Genomic DNA, 20,364 nt, shown 5'->3' on the forward strand with positions numbered 1-20,364 from the left:
CCGCCCGGCGGAGGGCTCAGAGGTCGCCGGCCTGGTGCGTGCGCAGGCCGTACTTCTGGGCGATCGGGTTCCAGAGGCGGGCCGCCTGCTCCTTGGCCTTGGTGGCCGCGCCGCTGGCCGCGGTGCCCTGCGCGGTGTGGCCGGTGTTACGGGCGTGGCCCTTGTGGCAGCCCTTCTTCCCGGCGACCTGACCGGCCCACGCCGCGTAGTGGTTGTCGGCTGCGGCCGACGACTTCCACGCGGTGGTGAGGGCGGCGGTCAGCTCCGCGTGCCGCGGGACCTTGTCGAGGGGCAGCCCCTGAAGGCGGCTGACCATCTGGTTGCGCTGGTTGGCCGCGCCCTTGAGGTCCTTCGCCGCGCCCGGGAGGTTGTCGCAGCCGCGGATGTCCCGGACGGCGTTGATCACCGCGGAGCGGCTGCTGTTGCTGTCGGCGAGGAGCGCGTCCAGCTTCTTGGCCTGTTCCTCGGCCGGGTCGGCGGTCGGCGACGGCGGGGCGGCGTCCTTGGTGGCCGACCGGGCGGCGCCGGTGCTCGGCTCCTTCTTCTTCGCGTCGTCGTCACCGCCGCTGAGCGCCCAGCCCAGCCCGATACCGGCACCCGCGAGCGCCACCACGACGATGCCGACCACCACGACGGGGCTCAGCCGCCGGCGGCCGGCGGGCGTGTCGTCGTACCCGGGGTGCGGCGCCTCGTGGCCGCCACCGGGCGGGAACCCGTGCCGGTCGCCCCCGGGGCCGTACGGCGGCGGGGCCTGGTCGTCGAAGCGCGGCAGTTGGGCGGTGGCGTCGGGCGCCGGGGGCGGGGCGGCGGCCCCGGGGGCGGCGCGGAACAGGCCCTCGAACTCGGCCGGGGTGGGCCGCTCCGCGCCGCCCCCGGGCTGTGCGCCGAGCGGCGCGCCACCGGGCTGGGGCGCGGGGCCGCCGGCGCCGACCGGCGGGAGGTACTGGGTCGCCTCGGAGTCCCCGGGGGCGGCGGGCGGTGCGGCCGCGCGGTTACGGGGCGGGCGGAGGCTGCGGAGCATCTGGGTGGACTCGCCGGGCGTCTCGGGGCGGCCGGCGGTCTCCGGCGGCAGCGGCGCGGCCCCGGGCGCGGTCCCGGCGCCGACCGGCGGCAGCAGGGCGGTGGCGTCCGCGTCGCCCGAGGCGGGCGGCAGCGGCGCGGCCTGCTGCGGGGTGGCCTTCACCAACTGCCCGCTCGGGGCCTGCGGCGACGGGGCGGCGCCTTCGGGTGGCAGCGCGCCGGAGCCGAAGGGCGGGATCAGAGCCGTCTCCTCGGCGTCCGACACGGCGGGCGGCTGCGGGCCGGGCGCCTGCTGCGGTGCGGTGGGCGGCATCGGCGGCATCGGCGGCTGCCCCTGCGGCGGGGGCGGGAACGCCGGGGCGGCCTGCCCGGACTGGGGCTGCGCGTGGGGCTGGGGCTGCGCCTGCGGGGCCGCGCCCTGACCGTAACCCTGGGCCTGCGGGGGCTGCTGCGGGGGAAGCCCCTGACCGTACGTCGGGGACTGCCCCTGACCGGCGCCCTGGGGCTGGCCCGGATACGTCCCGGATATCTGGCCCTGGGGCTGCGCGAGAGGCCGGCCCTGGCCGTACGTCTGCGGGTTCTGCTGGCCGGGGCCCCAGGGCTGCCCCCAGGGCTGTCCGGCCGGGGGTGCGGCCTGCTGGGCGGGCGGCCATGCCTCACCGCCCGAGGGCAGCACCACGCCCTCCCGCGCCTGGCCGTCCGCGGAATTCTGCGGGTCGTGACCCTGTCCGCTCTGCGTCACCGGGACTCCTACCTCTGCAGACCTACGGAATCGTCGGCTCACGCTACCGGGTCGCCGACGCGTTCGACCACGTCCCCCGGTCACCGCCGCCGCCCGCCCCGGAGGCGGCGGCCGGGCCGGTGCCCCGGGGAACGCACCGCGTCCCCCGGGGCGCCGACACCGAACATCGGGGCATTCGCCGCATTTCCCCGGCCCGTTGACGCCCCGTACGCGACGGGCCCGCGGGCCGCGCACCAGGCGCGGCACCGCGGGCCCGCCCCGGGCTCCCGGCGTCCTCACACCGCGACGCGCAGCTCCAGCCGGGTGCTGAACTCCCGCACCACCGGCTCGTCCCGGTACGGCTCGACGCGCTGGCGGAAGTCGTCGAGGTACTCCACGCCCCGCTGCGAGCGGAGTTCACCGAGCAGCTCCGCGGCCTCGGTGGCGGTGTGGCAGCCCTGTTCGACCTCGCGCTGCTGCACCTGCGCCCCGGCCAGCAGCACCATCCCGATGGCGCGGCGGCGGACCTTGGTGCGCGGCAGGCCCTGGAGCGCCAGGCGGGCCTGTTCCTCGGCCGCGGCGGCCTGGCCCAGGTCACGGTGGCAGTGGGCGAGTTCATCGGCCAGATAGGAGCGGTCGAAGTGGCCGATCCAGTCCGGGTCGTCGCCCGTGTCACCCACCGCCTCGGCGCGTTCCATCGCGGTCAGCGCGCGGGCGGCGACCGACTGGAAGGCCCGGCCGTCCCCCATGAGCGCGTGACCGCGCGCCTCCGCGGCACAGAACATCGCCTCGGCGCGCGGGGTGACGCGGCCCCGCGCGCCCTCCTGCGCGGCCCGCGCGAGCTGGGCGATCTCACGGGGGGTGCCCAGTTCGGCGGCGAGATGGCTCATGCTCGCGGCGAGGACGTAACCGCCGTACGCGCGGTCGTCGGCCGCCTGCGCGAGGCGGAGCGCCTGGATGTAGTAGCGCTGGGCGAGACCGGGCTGCCCGGTGTCGACGGCCATGTAGCCGCCGAGTTCGGTCAGCCGCGCGACGGCGGCGAAGAGTTCCCGCCCCACGGACTCCCGGTAGGACCCGGCGAGCAGTCCGGAGACGACGCTGTTGAGGTAGTGCACGACGACCGGCCGGACATGGCCGCCGCCGAAGCGGTGGTCGAGGTCGCCGAGCGCCGTGGTCATGGCGCGTACCGCCTCCACGTCGGCGCGTCCCACCCGGGCGCCCGCGCTCCGCGCCACCTGGGGGTCCGCCCCGGTGATGAGCCAGTCGCGGCTGGGCTCGACCAGCGCGGAGGCGGCGACGGAGGAGCCGTTCAGGAAGTCGCGCCGCCCCACGTCGCTCCGCCACAACTCGCTGACCTGCTCGATCGCGCCGAGCACGGTCGGGGAGAACTGCAGCCCCACACCGGACGCGAGGTTCTTGCCGTCCGCCATGCCGATCTCGTCGATGGTGACCGTGCGGCCGAGCTTGCGCCCCAGGGACTCCGCGATGATCGCGGGGGCGCGGCCACGCGGCTGCTGACCGCGCAGCCACCGGGCCACCGAGGTCTTGTCGTAGCGCAGGTCGAGGCCGTGTTCGGCGCCGCACATGTTGACGCGGCGGGCCAAACCCGCGTTGGAGCAGGCGGCCTCCTGGATCAGCGCCTGGAGCCGCTCGTTGGGCTGACGAGCGACGAGTGGCCTTGCGGCCATGTTGGTACCCCCTGTTGCGGCAGTGCGTCCACCGGTGAACGCCGGTCGGTGTGATTGGTTGCGATCAATTCCCCGCGTATTCCCAGATATCCGGTGGGATTCCGGATACCGGCGATACGAGTGGGATGTGCCGTGCGGGCGGGGTGCGTCAGGTGCGCGGAGCCCGGGTGGCGGCGGTGCCCGCACGGGGCGCCACGGCGCCGGGTGCGTCCCGGCGCGCTCCACGGCCCTTCGCCCCCACGGTCCGTATGCGGCGATCCTGCTTGCCCGGAAGGGCGGGTCGCTACCCCGCACCCGGCTCACCACCGCTACGCGCCCCCGCCGATGCCTCCATGCGCCCCACGTGCCGGTAGGTGCGCCCGGGACACGCGTTTCTCCCCTCCCTCTTTCCGGTCGCTCCAGGCGGTACGGACCACATCGGGGTGGTTCGTACGGCAGGGGCGCCCCCCGTAGGGGCGGTGGACGGGCCGCTCCGGGCGGTGCCGCGGCTCCCCCGGGGCAGGCGGCCGCCGTTCGTCGCCGCGCGCGGGCGGGGCCCGGCCCGCTGTCAGTACCGGTCCGTATCGTGAACGGGGACGGGGGCCGCCCGGCCTCTGCGGGGACGTCGAAGGGCTGGACCGGTGGCGAACGGACCGGAGAAGAACGGGGAGCCGACCGAGCGGGGCGGCGGGGAGCCGGTGGCCGCGCCGCCGGGGAGCGGGGCGGCCGAGGGCGTGCCCGCGGTGCGGATCCGGGGGCTGACCAAGCGGTTCGGGCAGCAGACCGCGGTGGCCGGTATCGACCTGACGCTGCCCGCGGGCCGCTTCATCGGGCTGGTGGGGCCGAACGGCGCGGGCAAGACCACCACGCTGTCCATGGTCACCGGGCTGCTGCGGCCGGATTCCGGTGAGGTCCTCATCGGCGGGCACGACGTGTGGCGCGACCCGGTGGGCGTCAAGTCGCGGATCGGGGTGCTGCCCGAGGGCCTGCGGCTCTTCGAGCGCCTGTCGGGCCGTGAACTTCTCGGCTACATGGGGCGGTTGCGCGGCCTGCCCGGCGCCGAGACCGACAAGCGCGCCGATCAGTTGCTGGACGTCCTCGGGCTGTCCGGCGCCCAGCACAAGCTGGTCGTCGACTACTCCACCGGTATGCGCAAGAAGATCGGGCTGGCCGCCGCGCTGCTGCACAACCCCGAAATCCTCTTCCTGGACGAGCCCTTCGAGGGCGTCGACCCGGTGTCGGCGCAGACCATCCGCGGCGTCCTGGAGCGGTACACCTCCTCCGGGGCGACGGTGATCTTCTCCAGCCACGTCATGGAGCTGGTCGAATCGCTCTGCGACTGGGTCGCGGTGATCGCCGCCGGACGCATCCGGGCGGACGGGCCCCTCGCCCAGGTGCGGGGCGACGCGCCGTCGCTCCAGGAGGCGTTCCTGGAACTGGTCGGCGCCGGGGGCCGCACCCGCGCCGGGCAGAACCTCGACTGGCTGGGGGGCGGCGCCCGATGAGTGCCCCCTTCGCGCCGGGTGCCCCGCGGCCGGCGTCCCCGACCGCGCTGACGCCGCTGTTCGTCCGTCTGAAGCTCGCCCTGCTCCGCAACGGCCTGCGCCGCTCACCGGGGCGCGCCGCCGCCTACGTCGCGTCGGTCCTCGCGGGCGTGGTGTTCGCCGGGCTGGCGACCACCGGGCTGGTCCTGCTGCGCGGTGCGGCGCACATCGACGCGCTGGTGGTGCTGCTCGTCGGGCTCCTCACGCTGGGCTGGGCGGTCATGCCGCTGTTCTTCCCGTCCGGCGACGAGACGCTGGACCCCACGCGCCTGGTGATGCTGCCGCTGCGGCCCCGTCCCCTGGTCGTGGCGCTGCTGACGGCGTCCCTGGTGGGCGTCGGGCCGCTCGTCACCCTCGTCCTGGCCACCGGTGCGGCCGTCGCGGTCGCCGGCGGTCCGGCCGCCACCGCCGTCGCGGTGTGCGCGGTGCCCCTGGTGATGCTGGTCTGCGTGGCGCTGGCGCGGGTCGTCGCCACCGCGTCCGTACGGCTGCTGACGAGCCGCCGGGGCCGGGATCTGGCGGTGCTGGGCGGACTGTTCGCCGCGCTCGGCGCGCAGTTGGTCAATCTCGTCGCGCAGAAGCTGGGCCGCCCGGACGGGCTGGCCGTCCTGGAGCCGGTCGGTGAGGTGCTGCGCTGGGTGCCGCCGGCATCCGCGATGAGCGCCGTGGCCGACGCGGGCCGGGGCGCGTGGGTCACGGCCGCCGCCGGGCTGGCGCTGACGGCGCTGGCGCTGGTGGCGCTGCTGTGGTGGTGGCAGCGGATGCTGACGGCCCTGATGACCTCGCCCGACGGGTCGACGATCCAGCCGGCGGAGAAGGACGGCAAACGCGCGAGGGGTGGTTCCCGGGGGCCGTCCCGGCTGCTGCCGGACGGCCGGACGGGCGCGGTCATGCTGCGGACCCTCCGCTACGCCTGGCGCGACCCGAAGACGAAGATGGGCTGGGCCACGTCGATGGGCGTGGGCCTGCTGATCCCGGTCGTCTACGCGGCGCAGGGCAACGGCACGGTCTACACCGCGCTCGTGGCGCCCGCGCTGCTCGGCACGCAGATGTACAACCAGTTCGGCCAGGACACCTCGGCGTTCTGGATGGTGGCCTCGACCCTCGCGACGCCCCGGGACGCCTACCGCGAACTGCGGGCCCGCGCCCTGGCGCTGTGCCTGGTGGCGGTCCCGTACGTCACGCTGGTGGTGGTCGGCACCGTCGCGTTCCTCGACGCCTGGCCGTCGCTGGTGGAGATCTACGGGCTGTCGCTGGCGCTGCTCGGCACACTGGTGGCGACGGGCGCGCTCACCTCGGCGCTCTTCCCCTACTCCGTCCCGTCCGACGGCAACAAGAACATCGCGCCGGGCCAGGCGTCCATCGCCTGGTTCAGCCTCTTCGGCGGCCTGCTGGCGGGCACGGTGCTGAGCGCGCCGCTGGTCGCCCTGACCATCTGGCTGCACCTCGCCGGCCACCACGCCCTGCTGTGGATACTCCTGCCCGCCGGGGTCGTCTACGGCACGGTGGTGGCCCAGGCGGGCCTGCGGATCGCCGCGCCCCTGGTGGTGCGCCGGGTGCCGGAGATCCTTTCGGCGGTACGGCAGGGGTGAGAGAGGGGCTGCGACGCGGCGGCCCGGCCGGGGCGGCTCGCGGTCCGGTCGTCCCTGGGCACGGCCCGCGGGGGTGACCGCGAGGCCCGGCGGCGGTTCCCGGCCGGGCCCGCCTCCCGGCCCGGCCGGGCCGGTACGTCCGGGCTTTCGCACCTGCGCGGCAACGCTGCCGTCGCACCGTCGCTGACGTGCCGGAATCGCTGAATCCCGCACGTTGTCCACAGGCCCGCACGGCATCCGCGCGCGGGAGGTAGCGTCAGGGCGTCATGCGGAACGAGGGGGTGGGGGCGGTGCGTCGAGGCGCGCTGATGCTGGTCACGGGTTGGTTGGCGGTGCTGCTGGGCGGTGTCCCCGCGATGGCGCAGCCCGCGTCCCCCGGACGCGCGGCCCACCGGCCCGCGGCGGAGCACACCACCGGGGCGAGCCCGGGCGGCTCCCCCGCGGACACGGCTCCCGGCTCCGGCGCGGCCACCCCGCGCAGCAGAACGGCGTACCTAGCCGAGCAACTGCGCCGCGATCCCGTGTACATCAGCGACCAACTCCCGCGCGCCGTCCCCCGCTCCAGCGCCCCGCTCTTCGCCGCGCAGGCCGCGCGGCTCCGGGTGCCCGTGTACGTCATGGTCCTGCCCGACACCGCGCTGGGCGCCGACGACACCGGATTCCTCGCCGGTGTCCACGACCGGCTCGGCCGCGACGGTCTGTACGTCGTGCTGAGCGGCCCGGGGATGCCGGAGGCACAGGCGTACGGCACGGAGGTGCGCGGCGTCCGGGACGCGGCCCGCGCCACGCTCTACGAGCTGCCGTACGACGCGACGCCCCTGGAGCTGTTCCGGCACTTCGTCGACGTCCTCCGCTCGGGGCGGGCCCATGAGCGGGCGGAGGCGGGCCGCGCCGCGGCCGCCGACGGCGCCGAGGTCCCGAAGCTCCACCCCGACCGCACCGACCAGAAGAACCAGAGCTTCGTCGCGGGCATCGCGGTCGCCGGGCTCCCGCTCTCCGTCCTGCTGCTGGGCCTCTACGTACGCCGCCGACGCCGTCTGCACCGGGCCCGCGGCGGCTCACCGGTCCCCGGGCCCCGCGACGCCCGGGGTGCCGCTGCACCCTCGCTACGTAAATCCGGGGCCGCGGCGGCCAAGGGCGACGGCGGCGGTGCGACGGACGGGGCACGGAAGGACGGCGCCGCCCCGGGGCGCTCCGCCGGGCCGCGGCGGCCGGCCCGGGGCGTGGTGGTGCTGCTGGTCGGCGTGGTGGTCCTGGCGGGCGGGCTCGCCGTCACCGCCGCGCGGCTCTTCGACCGCTCCGACGTCGGCGCCCTCCCGACCGCGGCCGACATGGGCTCCCGTATCGAGCGGGTCACCGCCGGTCTGCGCCACGACCCCCTGTACACCGACCCGGAGAGCGAACCGGTCCTGAGCGCGGCCGAGCGCGCCCGGCTGCACGCGCGGCTCACCTCGCTCGACGTCCCGGTGCTGATCGCCGCGGTGCCCAGCGTCACCGACGACGAATCGGGCGGCGACGGCGATGTGTTCGTCCGTTCGCTCCACCAACGTCTGCACCGCGACGCGCTGTTCGTCCTCGCCGATCCGCTGTCGGACCGCCTCTCCGTCATCAACTACGGCGCGCCCGTGGACGCGTACGCCCTGGAGAGCCGGCACTCCACGTTCCCCGACGAGGACGATCACCGCACGCTGGGCGACCGGCTCGACGCGCTGCTCCGCGATGTCGCCCGCGCTCCGAAGGAGGCGGCGGGCAGCCGGCCGTACAATCCCGGGCCCGCCGCCGACCCGGCCGCGGAGCGGGGGCTGTCCAGCGTGTTCGCGGGGGATTTCGCGCCGGGGCTGATGATCGGCGCGTTCCTCGCGGCGCTGCTGCTCGGGCTGGTGGCGGCGGTGCGGGCATCGGCCGGTGCGGTGCGGCGGCGCCGGAGGCCCGGTGGCCGGGCGCCCGGCGGCGTCCCGGTCACGTTCGAGGCGCCGGACGCGCCGTCCCTGGCGTGGCTGCGGCGCACCGCCCGGCAGGAGGCCGACGCCCTCACCGCCACACTGGACGCCCACAGTGCCCTGCCCGCGGGAACGCACCGCCTGGCCTGGGAGTGTCTGGACGCCGCCGCCCTGCTCATCGACGGTGACGGTGACGGCCGGGTCGACGCGGACGCCACCCCGGTGTCCCTGGTGTGCGCCGTCGCGCTGGCCCGCGCCGGCCGGGCGGCCGCCGAGAGGTCCGCGGTGCCGGAGCGGCTGTGCCACCGCAACCCGCTGCACGGCCCGGCGTCCGCCACCCGCCGGATATCCCCGGCAGGCGGTGGCCGCGCCCGGTCGCTGCCGGTCTGCGAACGGTGCCGGGCCACCCCGGCGCCGGTGCTGCGGCTGGGCCCGGCGACGGACACCGGCCGCGCGGACCGTGTGCCGTACCCCGAGCTCCCCGGGCCGCTGGCCGCGCTCGCCGACGGCGCCCGGATCGACCAACTCGCCCGCGACGTACGGGAGTACTTCGGTGTTCACTGACCTTCGCCACCGCCGCCCGCGCCGGGCCGGGGCCCGCCGCCGGATGTCCGCCGTGGCCGGTGCCGCCGTCGCGGCGCTGGCGGCGCTGACCCTGGTCTGGTGTACGGCGGCGCCGGGAGCCGCCGCCGGGAGCCCCGGACAGAAGATCGCCGACGCGCTGCGCCACTCCCCCGTGTACGTCGATCCGTCGCTGGACTCGGCGGTCGGCGCGGCCGAGCGGCAACGGCTGGCCGAGCGGATCCGCGGGACGCGGCTGCCGATCCGGGTGGTGCTGGTGCCGTTGGTCGAAGGGGACAGTTGGGGCGGTGATCCCGCGCAGCTCGCCGAGGTGGTCCACGACCGGTTGGGCGGCGAACCGTCGATCATCATCACGCTCGGCGACTTCCCCGAGGACATCGCCGCCCGCGAGTGGCCGGCCCGTCTGCACCAGGCGCAGCAGGCCGCGGCGGCCGTTTTCCACCAGAGCGACATGGAGGGCGCCGGGACGGCCCGCCGCGTCGAGCGGGCCATCGACATCATCGCGGCGGGCGACGGTGAGAAGGAGTACGAGAAGGCCACCGCCGACCTCAACGGCCCCGCCCCGTCCGCGTCCTCCAGCGGTCCGGGAGCCTCGGGGGCTGCCGGGGCGCCGGCGTCCTCCGGGTCGCCGGTGGTCCGGATGCTCACGCTGGTGGCCGGGCCGTTGCTGGTGCTCGGCGCGGTGGGGCTGCTGTGGCGGCGGCGGGCCCGGGTGCGGGATCTGGCCACACCGTTCGCGTTGCCGCGCTCCGTCTTCGCGGCCGCCCGGCGGGCGGACGAGGCGGAGCTGCGCGAGCGGGCGGCGCGGGAGGTGGTGCGGCTGGGGGAGGAGGCCCGCGCCGCGCAGGGCGATCCGCAGGCCGTCGGACGGGCCCTCGACGCGTACTCCGCGGCCGGTTCGGTGCTGGACCGCGCGCGGGGCGTGCCGGATCTGGCGGGTGTGTTCGCGCTGATAGCCGAGGGGCGCGCGGCGCTCGGCTCCGAGGACGCCCCGCTGCCCCTGTGCTTCTTCCACCCGCTGCACGGGCCCGCCGCCCGGGTCCTGCCGTGGCGTCCGCTCGGCCGCCGCGAGGAGCTGCGGGTGGCGGCCTGCGAGTCCTGTGTCCGCGCGATACGGGCCCGCCGCGCCCCCGAGGTGCTCACCGACCGGGAGGGCGACCGCCCGGTCCCGTACTTCGAGGTGGACACCGCCCGCAGCCTCTGGGCCGCCACCGGCTACGGCTCCCTGCTCTCCGGGGAGCCCGACGACTCCCTCGCCGTACGCGTCCAACGCGGGGACTTCACCCGCACGTTGGAGGCTTCGTAGGGCAGGGAGCCGGCGGGGTGCGTCCGGCCGGGCGGTCCCGTCGGGCAGCCGGGCAGCCCACCGGACGGGCCGCCGGTGGGCCGGTCCGGTCCGTCAGCCCCGGTGCGGGGCGGCGGTGGCGTGCTGCCGGAGCCGGTCGGCGGGTTCCGGTCGGCGGATTCCGGGGCGAGGCGGGAGCGGGCACGGCCCCGGGGCGGCGGTCGCCGCCTTCTGGACGACGCGGGCCTCCTGGCTTTCCGGGCGTCGCCTTCAAGCGGGTCCTCGGCCTGCCCCTGGGCGAATGCCGCAGGCGGGCGGCGGCGTGCCGCCGGGCCGCGCGCCCGCCTCGCCCGTCGGCAGCCGTCCGCCGGGCGAGGCGCGGTGGCCGCCCCGGGCCGGGCGTCGCCTGACGCGTGCCGAGGCCGCCACGCACCGCGAAACCGCAGCTCGGTCGGGCTGATTCAGACCGCCGGCAACGCGTAGATCTCATTGCCGTGGGTGGCCAGCAGCCGGCGGCCGGAAGCGGTGACGTGCCACTGGTCGAGGCTGCCGGTGTTGTCGTTGTAGTGCCAGCGGACCTTGCCGGTCGCGGGATCGAGGGCGAAGACACCGCCGGCGTCGTCGTACGACGCGCCGTAGAGCGTGCCCCGGACGGACAGGAACTCGGTCGGCGCCCGGCGCGCGCCGGTGTCCTCGCAGAGCCAGAGTTTGCGGCCGCGCACCGGGTCCACCGCCCAGACGCCACCGCTGTGATCGGCGGCGTACACCACGCCGCCCACGACCATCGGCTGGTAGAAGCTGAGCCGCCCGGCGGAGGAGAGCGACCAGTCCTGCTCACCCGTCTCCAGGTGAACGGCGCGCAGCCGCGAACCGCCGAGGAAGATCCGCCGCTCGTGCACGGCGGGCCGCCAGGCGATGTCGTCACCCAGCTTGCGGCTCCACAACTGACGGCCGTCGGCGACGTCGCGGACCGTGACGTTGCTCCGGCCGTCGGTGTAGACGAGGCGGTCGCCGGAGACCGTGCCTTCCAGGTCGAAGTCGGTCGTCCCCTTGTCGCGCGGCTTGCTCCAGTCCTGCTTGCCGGTGCGGAGGTTGATGGCCGCGACGGCGGTCAGGTGCTCGGTGATGTCCTCGCTGCTCACCGACGCGACGACGTAGAGCCGCTGCCCGTCGACCGCGAGGATGCGCTGGACGGTGAGGTCACCGCCGAGGCGGCTGCGCCACACCTCCTTGCCGGTGCCCGGGTCGAGGGCGATGACGTCGCCGTTGTACTCGGTGCTGACGAGGAAGAGTTTGCGGTCGGCCAGGATCAGCGGGGCACCGGCGGCGGCGACACCCTTCCGGCTCCAGGCGGTGGCGCCGGTGCTCGCGCGGCGGGCGACCAGCGGGTCCCCGCTGATCAGCAGCAGATCCTCGTGGACGGCGAGCGGCTGGTCACTGTTGATGCTGTCGGTCTCGGCGGTGCGGTGCCAGAGGACGGCGGGCGCGGTGCCGGGCGGCGGGGTGGTGAAATCGTCGGCCTCCGGGGTCGCGCCCCCGCCCCCGACCCCGCCGTCATCGGCGCCCTTACCGCCCGGCGGGCCGCTGAACGCCCAGACCCCGGCACCACCGAGCGCCACCACCCCCGTCGCGGCCCCGGCGACGAGCCCGAGGAACCGCCGCCGCGAAGGCGCGGCGGCGTCACCGGGGGCGCGTGGGGCGGTCGTCCCCCCGGATATGGACGGCGCGGTCGGTGCGCCCGCTGCGGGGCCGGCCGACGCGTACGCCCCGGGCCCGTTCGGCGCGTACGGCGTTACGGCACCGGGCACGGCGGCGGGGACAGGCCCACCGCCACCGGGCGTACCGGAGACGGGGCCGGGGATACCGGGGTGGCCGCCGCCGGGCGTGCCGGGGCGGCCGCCGCTGGGCCCGGTGTCCTTGTCCGCGCCGATCAGATACGTCGGCGCCGTACCGAACTCGTGCGGCGCTCCCGGCCGTTGGGGTGTGCCGGTTCCCGGGCCGGTGGGGCCGTGGGCGAGCGGCGGGGCGCCAGGCCCGGTGGGGTCCGGGTCGGCGGGGGTCTCCAGGTCGAGGAGGCGGGCGGCGTGGGTGGCGATGGTCGACGCGACGGCGCCGGGCAGCCAGTTGGTGAAGGCCGCGCCGGTGCCCTCCGGGGCGAGCGTCCGCAACACGTCGGCGGGGGCGGGCCGTTGCTCCGGGTCGCGGTGCAGGCAGGCGGTGACGAGCCCCAGCAGCGCTTCGGGCACTCCGCCGAGGTCCGGTTCGCCGTGCACGACCTGGTAGAGCACCGCGGCGGGCGTGCCCTCGGCGTACGCGCCGTGCCCGGTGGCGGCGTAGGTGAGGACCGCGCCGAGGGCGAAGACATCACCGGCCGTGCCGACGCGCTGCCCCAGGACCTGCTCGGGCGGGATGTAACCGGGCGAGCCGACGACCACGCCCGTCTGGGTCATCCGGTTCCCGTCGACGGCGCGCGCGATACCGAAGTCGATGACGCGGGGGCCGTCCGCGGCGAGCAGCACATTGGACGGTTTCAGGTCACGGTGGACCAGCCCGACGGAGTGGATCTCGGTCAGCGCGGCGGCCAGCCCCGTACCGAGGGCGCGGACGCTGTGGTCGGGCAGCGGCCCGTGTGCCTCGACGACCTCGGTCAGCGACGGCCCGAGGACGAAGGCGGTGGCGAGCCAGGGCAACGCCGCCTCGGTATCGGCGTCGACGACCGGCGCGGTGTAACGCCCGGACACGGCACGGGCTATCTCCACCTCCTGCCGGAACCGCCCCCGGAACCCGGTGTCCTGCGCCAGATCCGGCCGCACCACCTTCACCGCGACGGTGCGCCCACCGGCGGACCGCGCGAGGTACACCCGGCCCATCCCACCCGCCCCGATCCGGCCCAACAGACGGTACGGCCCGAGGTGTCGCGGGTCGTCCGGGAGCAAGGAATCCATCGGCGGGCCTTCCACGTCTGTCGAGAAATCGGTCGGGGCTGCGGGAATACCTGACGCGGGCGCCGCACCACGGGTTCCCCGCGCAGACGGACGGCCGACGCGGCACGGCAGCGATCGTAGCGTTGGCCGAAACCCAGCACCGGCCCGTCCCGACGAGCCCCCGTCCCGACACCCCTCGCCCCGACACCGCTCGCCCTGACGAGGCATCGCCCCGGAGAAGCCCCGTTCCGACGGACGGCGAGCCCGCCCCACCGCGCATGGCGCCCCCGGACACACGCCTCCCGCCCCCGGCAGCATCCGAGCCCCGAAGACACCCGGGCAGGCAGGGCCCGTACCAGCAGCCGAGCGGGCACGCCCGGATTGCCGGCCCATCGGCGACCGGCCGAACAACGGAAAGCAGAGCCGACGACCCGGCGGGCACCCGCCACCCGGCCCGGTCGCTACGAGCGGATGTCCGGCTCCGCCGGGCGGCGCCTCGCGGAAGGCACGGCCTCCCTCCTCGGGCCGCCCGGCGCTCTCACTCCGGTATGGCCGCCCGCAGGAAAGGTTCCACGGCGCGCTGCCAGGCGTCGGGGTGTTCCCAGGGCAGCAGGTGGCCCGCGTCGGGTATTTCGGCGTAGCTGCCGCCGGGCAGGACGCGGACCATCTCCTGGGCCTCGGCGCGGCCCAGTTCGCCGTCCTGGCCCCGGACGACGAGGGCGGGACAGCGGACCTCGGCCAGCTCCTCCCAGTGGGCGTCGGTCACCCATGTCTCGCGGGCGGTGAGCATCTGGCGGCGGGAGAAGACCGGGCGCCAGCCGTCGGCGCCCTCGGCCATCACCTCGGCGAAGTACGCGCCGCGCGCCGGGCGGGGCCGCTCCAGCGACGGATCGTCCTCGCCGAACCACCGGCGGACATCCGCGAGGGTGGCGAAGGGCAGCGGCCAGGTGGCGAACCACTCGGCCCATTCGCGCTGTGAGGCGGCGCCCAGCGCGGACGCCCGCATATCGCAGATGACCAGCGCACCGACCAGGTCCGGTCGGCGGGCGGCGAGCTGCCAGGCGGTCAGCGCGCCCATGGCGTGGCCGACGAGGGTCACGGGGGCGAGGCCGAGCTGCTCGATGGCGGCTATCGCGTCCTCGACGAAGGAGGCGCGGTCGAAGGGGGCACCGGCGGGCTTCTCGCTGCGACCGTGGCCGCGCTGGTCGAGAGCGACGGCGCGGTACCGCGCGCCGAGCCAGCGGGCGGTGTCGGCCCAATGGGACGCGCGCCCCATCAGGCCGTGGAGCAGCAGGACGCCGGGGCGCCGCTCACTCACCTCCGGCCCGCCGTCGCCCTTGGGCGGGTCGGTGAACTCCCAGGCCGCGAGCCGCACCCCGCCGGCTCCCGTCACCTCGATGCGCCGCACCATGTGCTCTGACACCCCCACTCGTCCTGTGACCCGCTCCAGACTATCGAATGTCCATTCGAATACGGCGGTCCCGTGCGGAAGTCCCCTCGTTCGGGTGACGGTGCGCAGGGATAGCCGGGGATCCGCACGGGGAGACAGCTACAGGGGGACGGGCCTCGCCGGGCAGGGGGCCCATGGGGCGGGACCTTGAGAGCTCGGGGCTCCAGGTCCTGACGGGGGAGCTGGGGGAGGCGGGGCCTCGGATGTTCGCAGCGCCGGGGCCCCGAGAGCCCGCGCCGTACCGCCGGGCGCCGTGCGTCGCGGGCCCCGTATCGCACCGCGGGCCGTCGCATTCCGCGAATTCCGCGCGCCGCCGCCCGCCGCGTTCGGTCCGGTTCCGCTGCCCCCACCCGCGCCTCCTCCCCCGGAAGCCGTCAGACCCGCGGCTCCCCCGTACCGTTCCGCGTCCGGGCCGCCGCAGCCCGGACCGGGCCCGTCCGCAGGCCGTTCGGCACCACAGCGGGCATCCATGTGGGCGCCAAGGGTGACACGTCCTCGGCCGTTCCGCACCGGTTCGCGCGATTCCTCATCCCGTCCGGAAGCCGCCACGCCGCACACCGTTCCGCCTCTGCGCAGCTCAGGACGGCGGGCGGGGAGAAATCGGCGGATATCCCCACCGCGCCACCGGAGCCCGTCGGCCCCGAGCCGTAAGACGGCTCATCGGTGGCGGCCGTACCCCGCTCCCCCGCGGCCGTGGAGCCCCACGCCCTGGGCGCCGTAGCGCCAGATCCGCGGCGATGCCCGCCCCGGGCAGTGGGGCCGGGCCACGGCGATGCCCGCAAGGCCACCCCGGCCCCCGTACGGCCCATTCGCAGCGGCTTCCCGGGCCGCTGTGGACGGCCCCGGCCCCGTACGCCGGGCCCTCGACGCAGCCCACGCGCTTCCGTCAGGACGTGCTGACGCGACCGCCACGCGCTTCCGTCAGCACGTCCGCGACACACGTCCGCCCCCGTGCTCGGCGAGCACGGGGGCGGATGGTGGTCGGCGGACTCCGGGTCGTCCGGTGTCCGGCGGGTGTCAGCGCTTGGCCACGAAGACGTGCGCGGCGATTCCGGATTCCAGCTCGGCGGCCTCACCGCTGCTGCCGACGAGGACGCCGGTGGGCGCCTCGGTCACGCTGACCACCGCGCCCGGCTGGACCCCGGCGCGCCGCAGGGTGTACATGAGCTGCGCGTCGGCCTGGATGGGCTCGCCGATGCGGCGGACCACGACGTTCTTGCCGTCGGGGCCGGCGTCCAGCTCGGTGAGGCTGACCATGCCCGTCTCCAGGAACGGGTCGGCCTCGGCCTGCTCGCCCAGCTCCTCCAGGCCCGGGATCGGGTTGCCGTACGGCGATTCCGTCGGGTGACGCAGCAGCTCGACGACGCGGCGCTCGACCTCCTCGCTCATCACGTGCTCCCAGCGGCACGCCTCGGCGTGCACCTGCTCCCACTCCAGCCCGATGACGTCGACGAGCAGGCACTCGGCGAGGCGGTGCTTGCGCATCACGCGCGTGGCCAGCCGGCGGCCCTCCTCCGTCAGCTCCAGATGGCGGTCGCCCGCGACGGACAGCAGGCCGTCCCGCTCCATGCGCGCCACGGTCTGGCTGACCGTGGGGCCGCTCTGTTCGAGCCGCTCCGCGATGCGGGCGCGCATCGGGACCACACCTTCCTCTTCGAGTTCGAGGATGGTGCGGAGATACATCTCCGTGGTGTCGATCAGTCCGGACATGCGTGCCCCTAGCTGTGTCGTGCGGTGGCCCTGGATTCAATTCTGACGCATCCCGCTGACAACGGCGTCGCCCGCGCCCTCGGCGGCCGCCGCCCGGGGCCGGGAACAAGCCGTCCGGGGGCCGTCGTGTCAGCCGTATTGACAGCGCACTGGTCCAGACCGCAACGTGATCCGCGCCACGGCCGCCCCCGTCCGGCGCCTCGTGGGCCGGCCGGGGCGGGGGAAAGCGATGAGCTGCGACGAGGGAGTCCGCGGGAATGGCTGAGAGCGACCGGCTTGCCGGGCAGTACTTCGACGCCGCGATCGAGCTGCTGCGGCAGGCGCGCGACGCGGAGGGGCCCGCCGTCACCGCCGCCGGACGGCTGATCGCCGACACCGTCGAGGCGGGCGGCCGGGTCTTCTCCTTCGGCGCCGGGCACTCCTCGCTGCCCGCGCAGGACACCGTCTACCGGGCGGGCGGCCTCGCCGTCATGAACCTGCTGTCGGTGCCGGGGATGGTGGGCGTGGACGTCCGGCCCGCGACACTCGGCAGCGCGCTGGAGCGGGTCGACGGGCTGGCCGCCGCGGTGCTGGACACCAGCCCGCTGCGGGCCGGTGACGTGCTGGTGATCATCTCGCTCTCCGGGCGGAACGCGCTGCCCGTCGAGATGGCGCTGACCGCCCGGGCCCGCGGCATCAAGGTCGTCGGCCTGACGTCGGTCGCCTACGCGGACGCCACCGCCTCCCGGCACGCCTCGGGGACCTTCCTCAAGGACCACTGCGACCTGGTGCTCGACAGCCGTATCCCGGTGGGCGACGCGGAGCTGCGGCTCCCGGGGAGCGGCACGCCGTTCGCGCCCGCGTCCACCGTCGTGACCAGCGCGATCATGCAGGCGGTGGTGGCGACGGCCGCCGGTGCGCTGGCCGAGCGGGGCACCGAACCGCCGCTGCTGCGGTCCGGCAACGTCGACGGCGGCCGCGAGTGGAACGGCCGGGTGCTGCGGGAGTACGCGGACCGGATCTTCTACCAGGAGTGAGCCGGCCGACCCGGGACCGCGAACACCGCACGCTCCCGGGCGCCGCCACCGGTCAGCCGCCGGACGCCGCCGCCAGATCGAGGGCCGCGGCGATCCGGGCGGCGACCTCCTCCGCGTAGGCGGCGTCGGCGCGGTCGAAGGGGCGGCGGGCCGGGGTGCGCAGGAAGGTCACGACGCCGAGGAGGCGGCCGCGGCTGCGCAGCACCACGCAGAGCCCGTGGACCGCGCCGTCCGGCCAGCGGCGGGCCGCCGCCCAGCCGTCGTCACCGGACGCCCCCGCGCTCGTCCGCACCGAGCCGCCGCGCCCGTACGCCTGGAGGGCCGGGTGCCCGTCGGGGTACGCGACGGGGACGGCGGACGGCTGCGGCGCCGTGCAGGGGCCGGGCGAGCCCGCGGGCGAGGCGAGGGCCCGCCGCAGCCGCACGGGGGCGGCGCCGTCCCCGGAACCGTCCCGCGCCTCGTCCTCCTGGGCCGCGCCGGGGCCGGGTGCGACGACGTCGACGAGGGCGTGGTCGGCGAAGCCCGCCAGGGCGTAGTCGAGGTGGACGGCGGCCGCCTCCCGCGGGTCGGGGCAGTCGGCGGCGGCGCGGCTCGCGCGGTGGAGCTGCTGGGTGCGGAAGCGGAGCAGCGCGCCGTCCTGTTCGGCCTGTTTGGCGTCGGTGACGTCCTGGAAGAGCCAGGCGACGCCGAGCGGGGCCGGTTCCTCGGAGAGCGGGGAGGCGAGACGGACGAAGCCGCTGCGCCAGCAGCGGCGGGGGCGCTCGCCGTCGGGGGCGCGCAGCGTCACCCACAGGTCGCTCGGGCCGGGCGGATCGCCCTCCGCCAGCACGTGCTGGAGCACCGCCTCGACCTCCTCGGCACCCTGGTCCAGCAGCTCGCCGAGGGGGCGGCCGAGGAGCACGTCCCGGCCGGATTCCAGGGCGCGGGCGGCGGGTGCGTTGACGACGGCGGGCCGCAGGTCGGCGTCGACGAGGACCACGCCCCAGGGCGCGTCGTCGCAGAGCGCCTCGCTCAGGGCGAGGGAGCGCTCCAGGCCGATCTGGGCGTGAACGGCGCTGAAGACGCAGTAGACGCCGGTGGCCCGGCCGTCGGGTCCGCGTACGGCGGCGCTCTGGCCGCGCACCAGTACGCGGCGGCCGTCCTTGGTGAGCAGGGCGTGGTCGTGGACCTGGCGGCCGGGGGCGCGCAGGGCGGCGAGGAGGGCGGACTCGGTGGCGTCCGCGTCCTCGCCGCGGACCGCCCAGCCGGTCAGCCCGCGGCGGCCGACGGCCTCGGCGGCGGGCCAGCCCAGAAGCGCTTCGGCCTCGTGGTTCCAGTGGGTGACCGTGCCGTCCGCGGCGAGGGCGAGGAACGCGGTGTCCATCCCGTCGAGGAGGGCGGCGAGCAGTCCGGTGTCCCCGGCGGGCACGTCCGGGCCCGGCGGCGCGGCGGCCGGCCCCGGGGTGCGGTGTTCCGCCGAGGAACCGTACGAAGCGGAGCCGTACGAAGCGGTCACGGGAACCCCCTACGGGCGCGGTGGCGCGTTCTGGACCTGGGCACATTCAACTCGAACGTGACTCAGCACACACCCTCTTCGCGGAAATCCCGCGGCCGTCCCGGCCCTCGGGGAACCCCGGGACGGCGCGGGTGTCCCGGGCGCCGCAGCCGCCCCGTACGTGCCGGGAAATTAATTCGGTTGTGCGGGTCCGGAGGCGTTCCTAGGGTGGTGCGCACACGAGAAGGGAGGTGGTTCGGCCAATGATTTCTCACCGGACGCGTGAGGTGGCTGCGGCCTAGGGCCGCCGCTTCACACCCAGTGCAGCGCCGGCCCGCGCATACTGCAGATGCGTCGCCGGCCAATCCCCAGCAGTCACCCGACCCGTGGGCCCCGGTTCGTCCGACCGGTCGCCGCGCCACCCGGCGCGGTGGAAGCGGCCCACGGGTCGTCTGCGTTCTCCGGGCCCCGCACGGGGCCCTTTTCGCTGCCCGGGAAAGCGGGATCTCCCGCCCGGAGGCTTCGATGTCCGCCCGGAGATCCCGGTCCCCGGTCCGGGGCGGCGCGGGCCCCTGCGGCGGCGGCCCCGCCGCGTACCGGCCGCCGCCTGACCCCCGGGCCCGCGAAGGCCCTTCCCGTTCCGGGCGGTGGCCGGGGATCAGGGCGCCGGGCTCACGGCGCGAAGCGTTCCACGGTCCAGCCGGTGGTGGCGCGGGTGTAGCGGAGGCGGTCGTGGAGACGGTTCTCGCGGCCCTGCCAGAACTCGACACTCTCGGCGGTGACGCGGTAGCCGCCCCAGTGCGGGGGCGCGGGGACCTGCTCGCCCTCGGGGTAGCGGGCCGCCAACGCGGCGTAGGCGTCCTCCAGTTCGGCGCGGGAGGTGAGCGGCGCGGACTGGTCACTGGCCCAGGCGCCGAGTTGGGAGCCGTGCGGGCGGGAGCGGAAGTAGGCGGCGGTCTCGTCGCGGCCGATGCGGGCGGCGGTGCCGGTGACGATGACCTGGCGGGCCAGCGGGTGCCAGGGGAAGAGCAGCGAGATGTGCGGGTTCTCGGCGAGGTCGCGGCCCTTGCGGCTGGTGTAGTTGGTGAAGAACACGAAGCCGCGGTCGTCGAACGCCTTCAGCAGCACCGTGCGTGAGCTGGGGCGGCCCGCGGCGTCGGCGGTCGAGACGACCATGGCGTTGGGCTCGTGGAGCCCGGACGCGGCGGCTTCCTTGAACCAGCGCGCGAACTGTGCGTACGGCTCGGCCGCCAGCTCGGTCTCGGTCAGCCCCTCGGCGCGGTAATGGGCGCGCATCGACGAGGGATCGAGGGATTCGTGGGCATCGGGGGTGGGCGCGTCGGCGGAGTGCACGGCCTCATCTTGCAGCATCGGCACGCCCCCGGGGCAGGGCGAGGGCCGGAAGTTTGCCCCTCGTCGCCCGGACGTAACCCTCCCGT

At 76.0% G+C, this 20,364-nt stretch carries 12 protein-coding genes; 5 read left to right on the forward strand and 7 right to left on the reverse strand.

Annotated features, from left to right (window positions below):
• Positions 1-16 precede the first annotated feature (16 nt).
• A complete protein-coding gene (locus ACGH2B_RS09610) occupies positions 17-1,762 on the reverse strand; it encodes a hypothetical protein (protein WP_399087020.1) in 1,746 nt (581 codons plus the stop codon).
• A gap of 275 nt (positions 1,763-2,037) precedes the next feature.
• Entirely contained in the window at positions 2,038-3,429 is a 1,392-nt protein-coding gene (locus tag ACGH2B_RS09615; RefSeq protein ID WP_399087022.1) for a transcriptional regulator, read from the reverse strand.
• A gap of 677 nt (positions 3,430-4,106) precedes the next feature.
• Between ACGH2B_RS09615 and ACGH2B_RS09620 the strand changes: the two genes are divergently transcribed.
• The 4 genes from ACGH2B_RS09620 (at position 4,107) to ACGH2B_RS09635 (ending at position 10,372) form a co-directional block, all read left to right on the forward strand.
• Positions 4,107-4,913, forward strand: a complete 807-nt coding sequence (locus ACGH2B_RS09620) for an ABC transporter ATP-binding protein (protein ID WP_399096873.1) — start codon at positions 4,107-4,109, stop codon at positions 4,911-4,913.
• Complete coding sequence (locus ACGH2B_RS09625; protein ID WP_399087024.1) at positions 4,910-6,544, forward strand: transporter; 1,635 nt, start codon at positions 4,910-4,912, stop codon at positions 6,542-6,544. Before ACGH2B_RS09620 ends, ACGH2B_RS09625 begins: the two co-directional genes overlap by 4 nt.
• A gap of 308 nt (positions 6,545-6,852) precedes the next feature.
• Positions 6,853-9,048, forward strand: coding sequence for a hypothetical protein (locus tag ACGH2B_RS09630; protein ID WP_399087026.1), 2,196 nt, complete (start codon positions 6,853-6,855; stop codon positions 9,046-9,048).
• A complete protein-coding gene (locus ACGH2B_RS09635; protein ID WP_399087028.1) occupies positions 9,038-10,372 on the forward strand; it encodes a hypothetical protein in 1,335 nt (444 codons plus the stop codon). Before ACGH2B_RS09630 ends, ACGH2B_RS09635 begins: the two co-directional genes overlap by 11 nt.
• A 440-nt stretch (positions 10,373-10,812) precedes the next feature.
• Here the strand turns inward: ACGH2B_RS09635 and ACGH2B_RS09640 are convergent, their stop codons facing one another.
• The 3 genes from ACGH2B_RS09640 to ACGH2B_RS09650 all read right to left on the reverse strand — a co-directional run bounded on the left by ACGH2B_RS09640 (position 10,813) and on the right by ACGH2B_RS09650 (position 16,435).
• Positions 10,813-13,296, reverse strand: a complete 2,484-nt coding sequence (locus tag ACGH2B_RS09640) for a serine/threonine-protein kinase (RefSeq protein WP_399087030.1) — start codon at positions 13,294-13,296, stop codon at positions 10,813-10,815.
• A 517-nt stretch (positions 13,297-13,813) separates the two neighbouring features.
• Positions 13,814-14,686 (reverse strand): alpha/beta fold hydrolase, encoded by an 873-nt coding sequence (locus ACGH2B_RS09645; RefSeq protein WP_399096876.1) that lies wholly within the window; start codon positions 14,684-14,686, stop codon positions 13,814-13,816.
• Between the two features lie 1,056 nt (positions 14,687-15,742).
• A complete protein-coding gene (locus ACGH2B_RS09650) occupies positions 15,743-16,435 on the reverse strand; it encodes a metal-dependent transcriptional regulator (RefSeq protein ID WP_399087032.1) in 693 nt (230 codons plus the stop codon).
• 257 nt (positions 16,436-16,692) lie between these two features.
• Here ACGH2B_RS09650 and ACGH2B_RS09655 point away from each other — a divergent pair, with 257 nt between their 5' ends.
• The gene (locus ACGH2B_RS09655; protein ID WP_399087034.1) at positions 16,693-17,451 is read left to right on the forward strand and encodes an SIS domain-containing protein; all 759 of its coding nucleotides are present in this window, start codon (positions 16,693-16,695) and stop codon (positions 17,449-17,451) included.
• A gap of 52 nt (positions 17,452-17,503) precedes the next feature.
• Here the strand turns inward: ACGH2B_RS09655 and ACGH2B_RS09660 are convergent, their stop codons facing one another.
• A complete protein-coding gene (locus ACGH2B_RS09660) occupies positions 17,504-18,946 on the reverse strand; it encodes a PAS domain-containing protein (protein ID WP_399087036.1) in 1,443 nt (480 codons plus the stop codon).
• Between the two features lie 651 nt (positions 18,947-19,597).
• Positions 19,598-20,296 carry a pyridoxamine 5'-phosphate oxidase gene (gene pdxH, locus ACGH2B_RS09665; protein WP_399087038.1) on the reverse strand — a complete coding sequence of 233 codons (699 nt, stop codon included), beginning with the start codon at positions 20,294-20,296 and terminating at the stop codon, positions 19,598-19,600.
• Between the last annotated feature and the right edge of the window lie 68 nt (positions 20,297-20,364).

It is taken from the genome of Streptomyces sp. BBFR2, assembly GCF_044497305.1.
GTDB lineage: Bacteria > Actinomycetota > Actinomycetes > Streptomycetales > Streptomycetaceae > Streptomyces.

Coding starts and splice junctions, on each gene's coding strand:
- ACGH2B_RS09655 (WP_399087034.1), top strand. CDS start 16,693: ATGGCTGAGAGCGACCGGCTTGCCGGGCAGTACTTCGACGCCGCGATC.
- ACGH2B_RS09650 (WP_399087032.1), bottom strand. CDS start 16,435: ATGTCCGGACTGATCGACACCACGGAGATGTATCTCCGCACCATCCTC.
- ACGH2B_RS09640 (WP_399087030.1), bottom strand. CDS start 13,296: ATGGATTCCTTGCTCCCGGACGACCCGCGACACCTCGGGCCGTACCGT.
- pdxH (WP_399087038.1), bottom strand. CDS start 20,296: ATGCTGCAAGATGAGGCCGTGCACTCCGCCGACGCGCCCACCCCCGAT.
- ACGH2B_RS09645 (WP_399096876.1), bottom strand. CDS start 14,686: ATGGTGCGGCGCATCGAGGTGACGGGAGCCGGCGGGGTGCGGCTCGCG.
- ACGH2B_RS09615 (WP_399087022.1), bottom strand. CDS start 3,429: ATGGCCGCAAGGCCACTCGTCGCTCGTCAGCCCAACGAGCGGCTCCAG.
- ACGH2B_RS09625 (WP_399087024.1), top strand. CDS start 4,910: ATGAGTGCCCCCTTCGCGCCGGGTGCCCCGCGGCCGGCGTCCCCGACC.
- ACGH2B_RS09630 (WP_399087026.1), top strand. CDS start 6,853: ATGCTGGTCACGGGTTGGTTGGCGGTGCTGCTGGGCGGTGTCCCCGCG.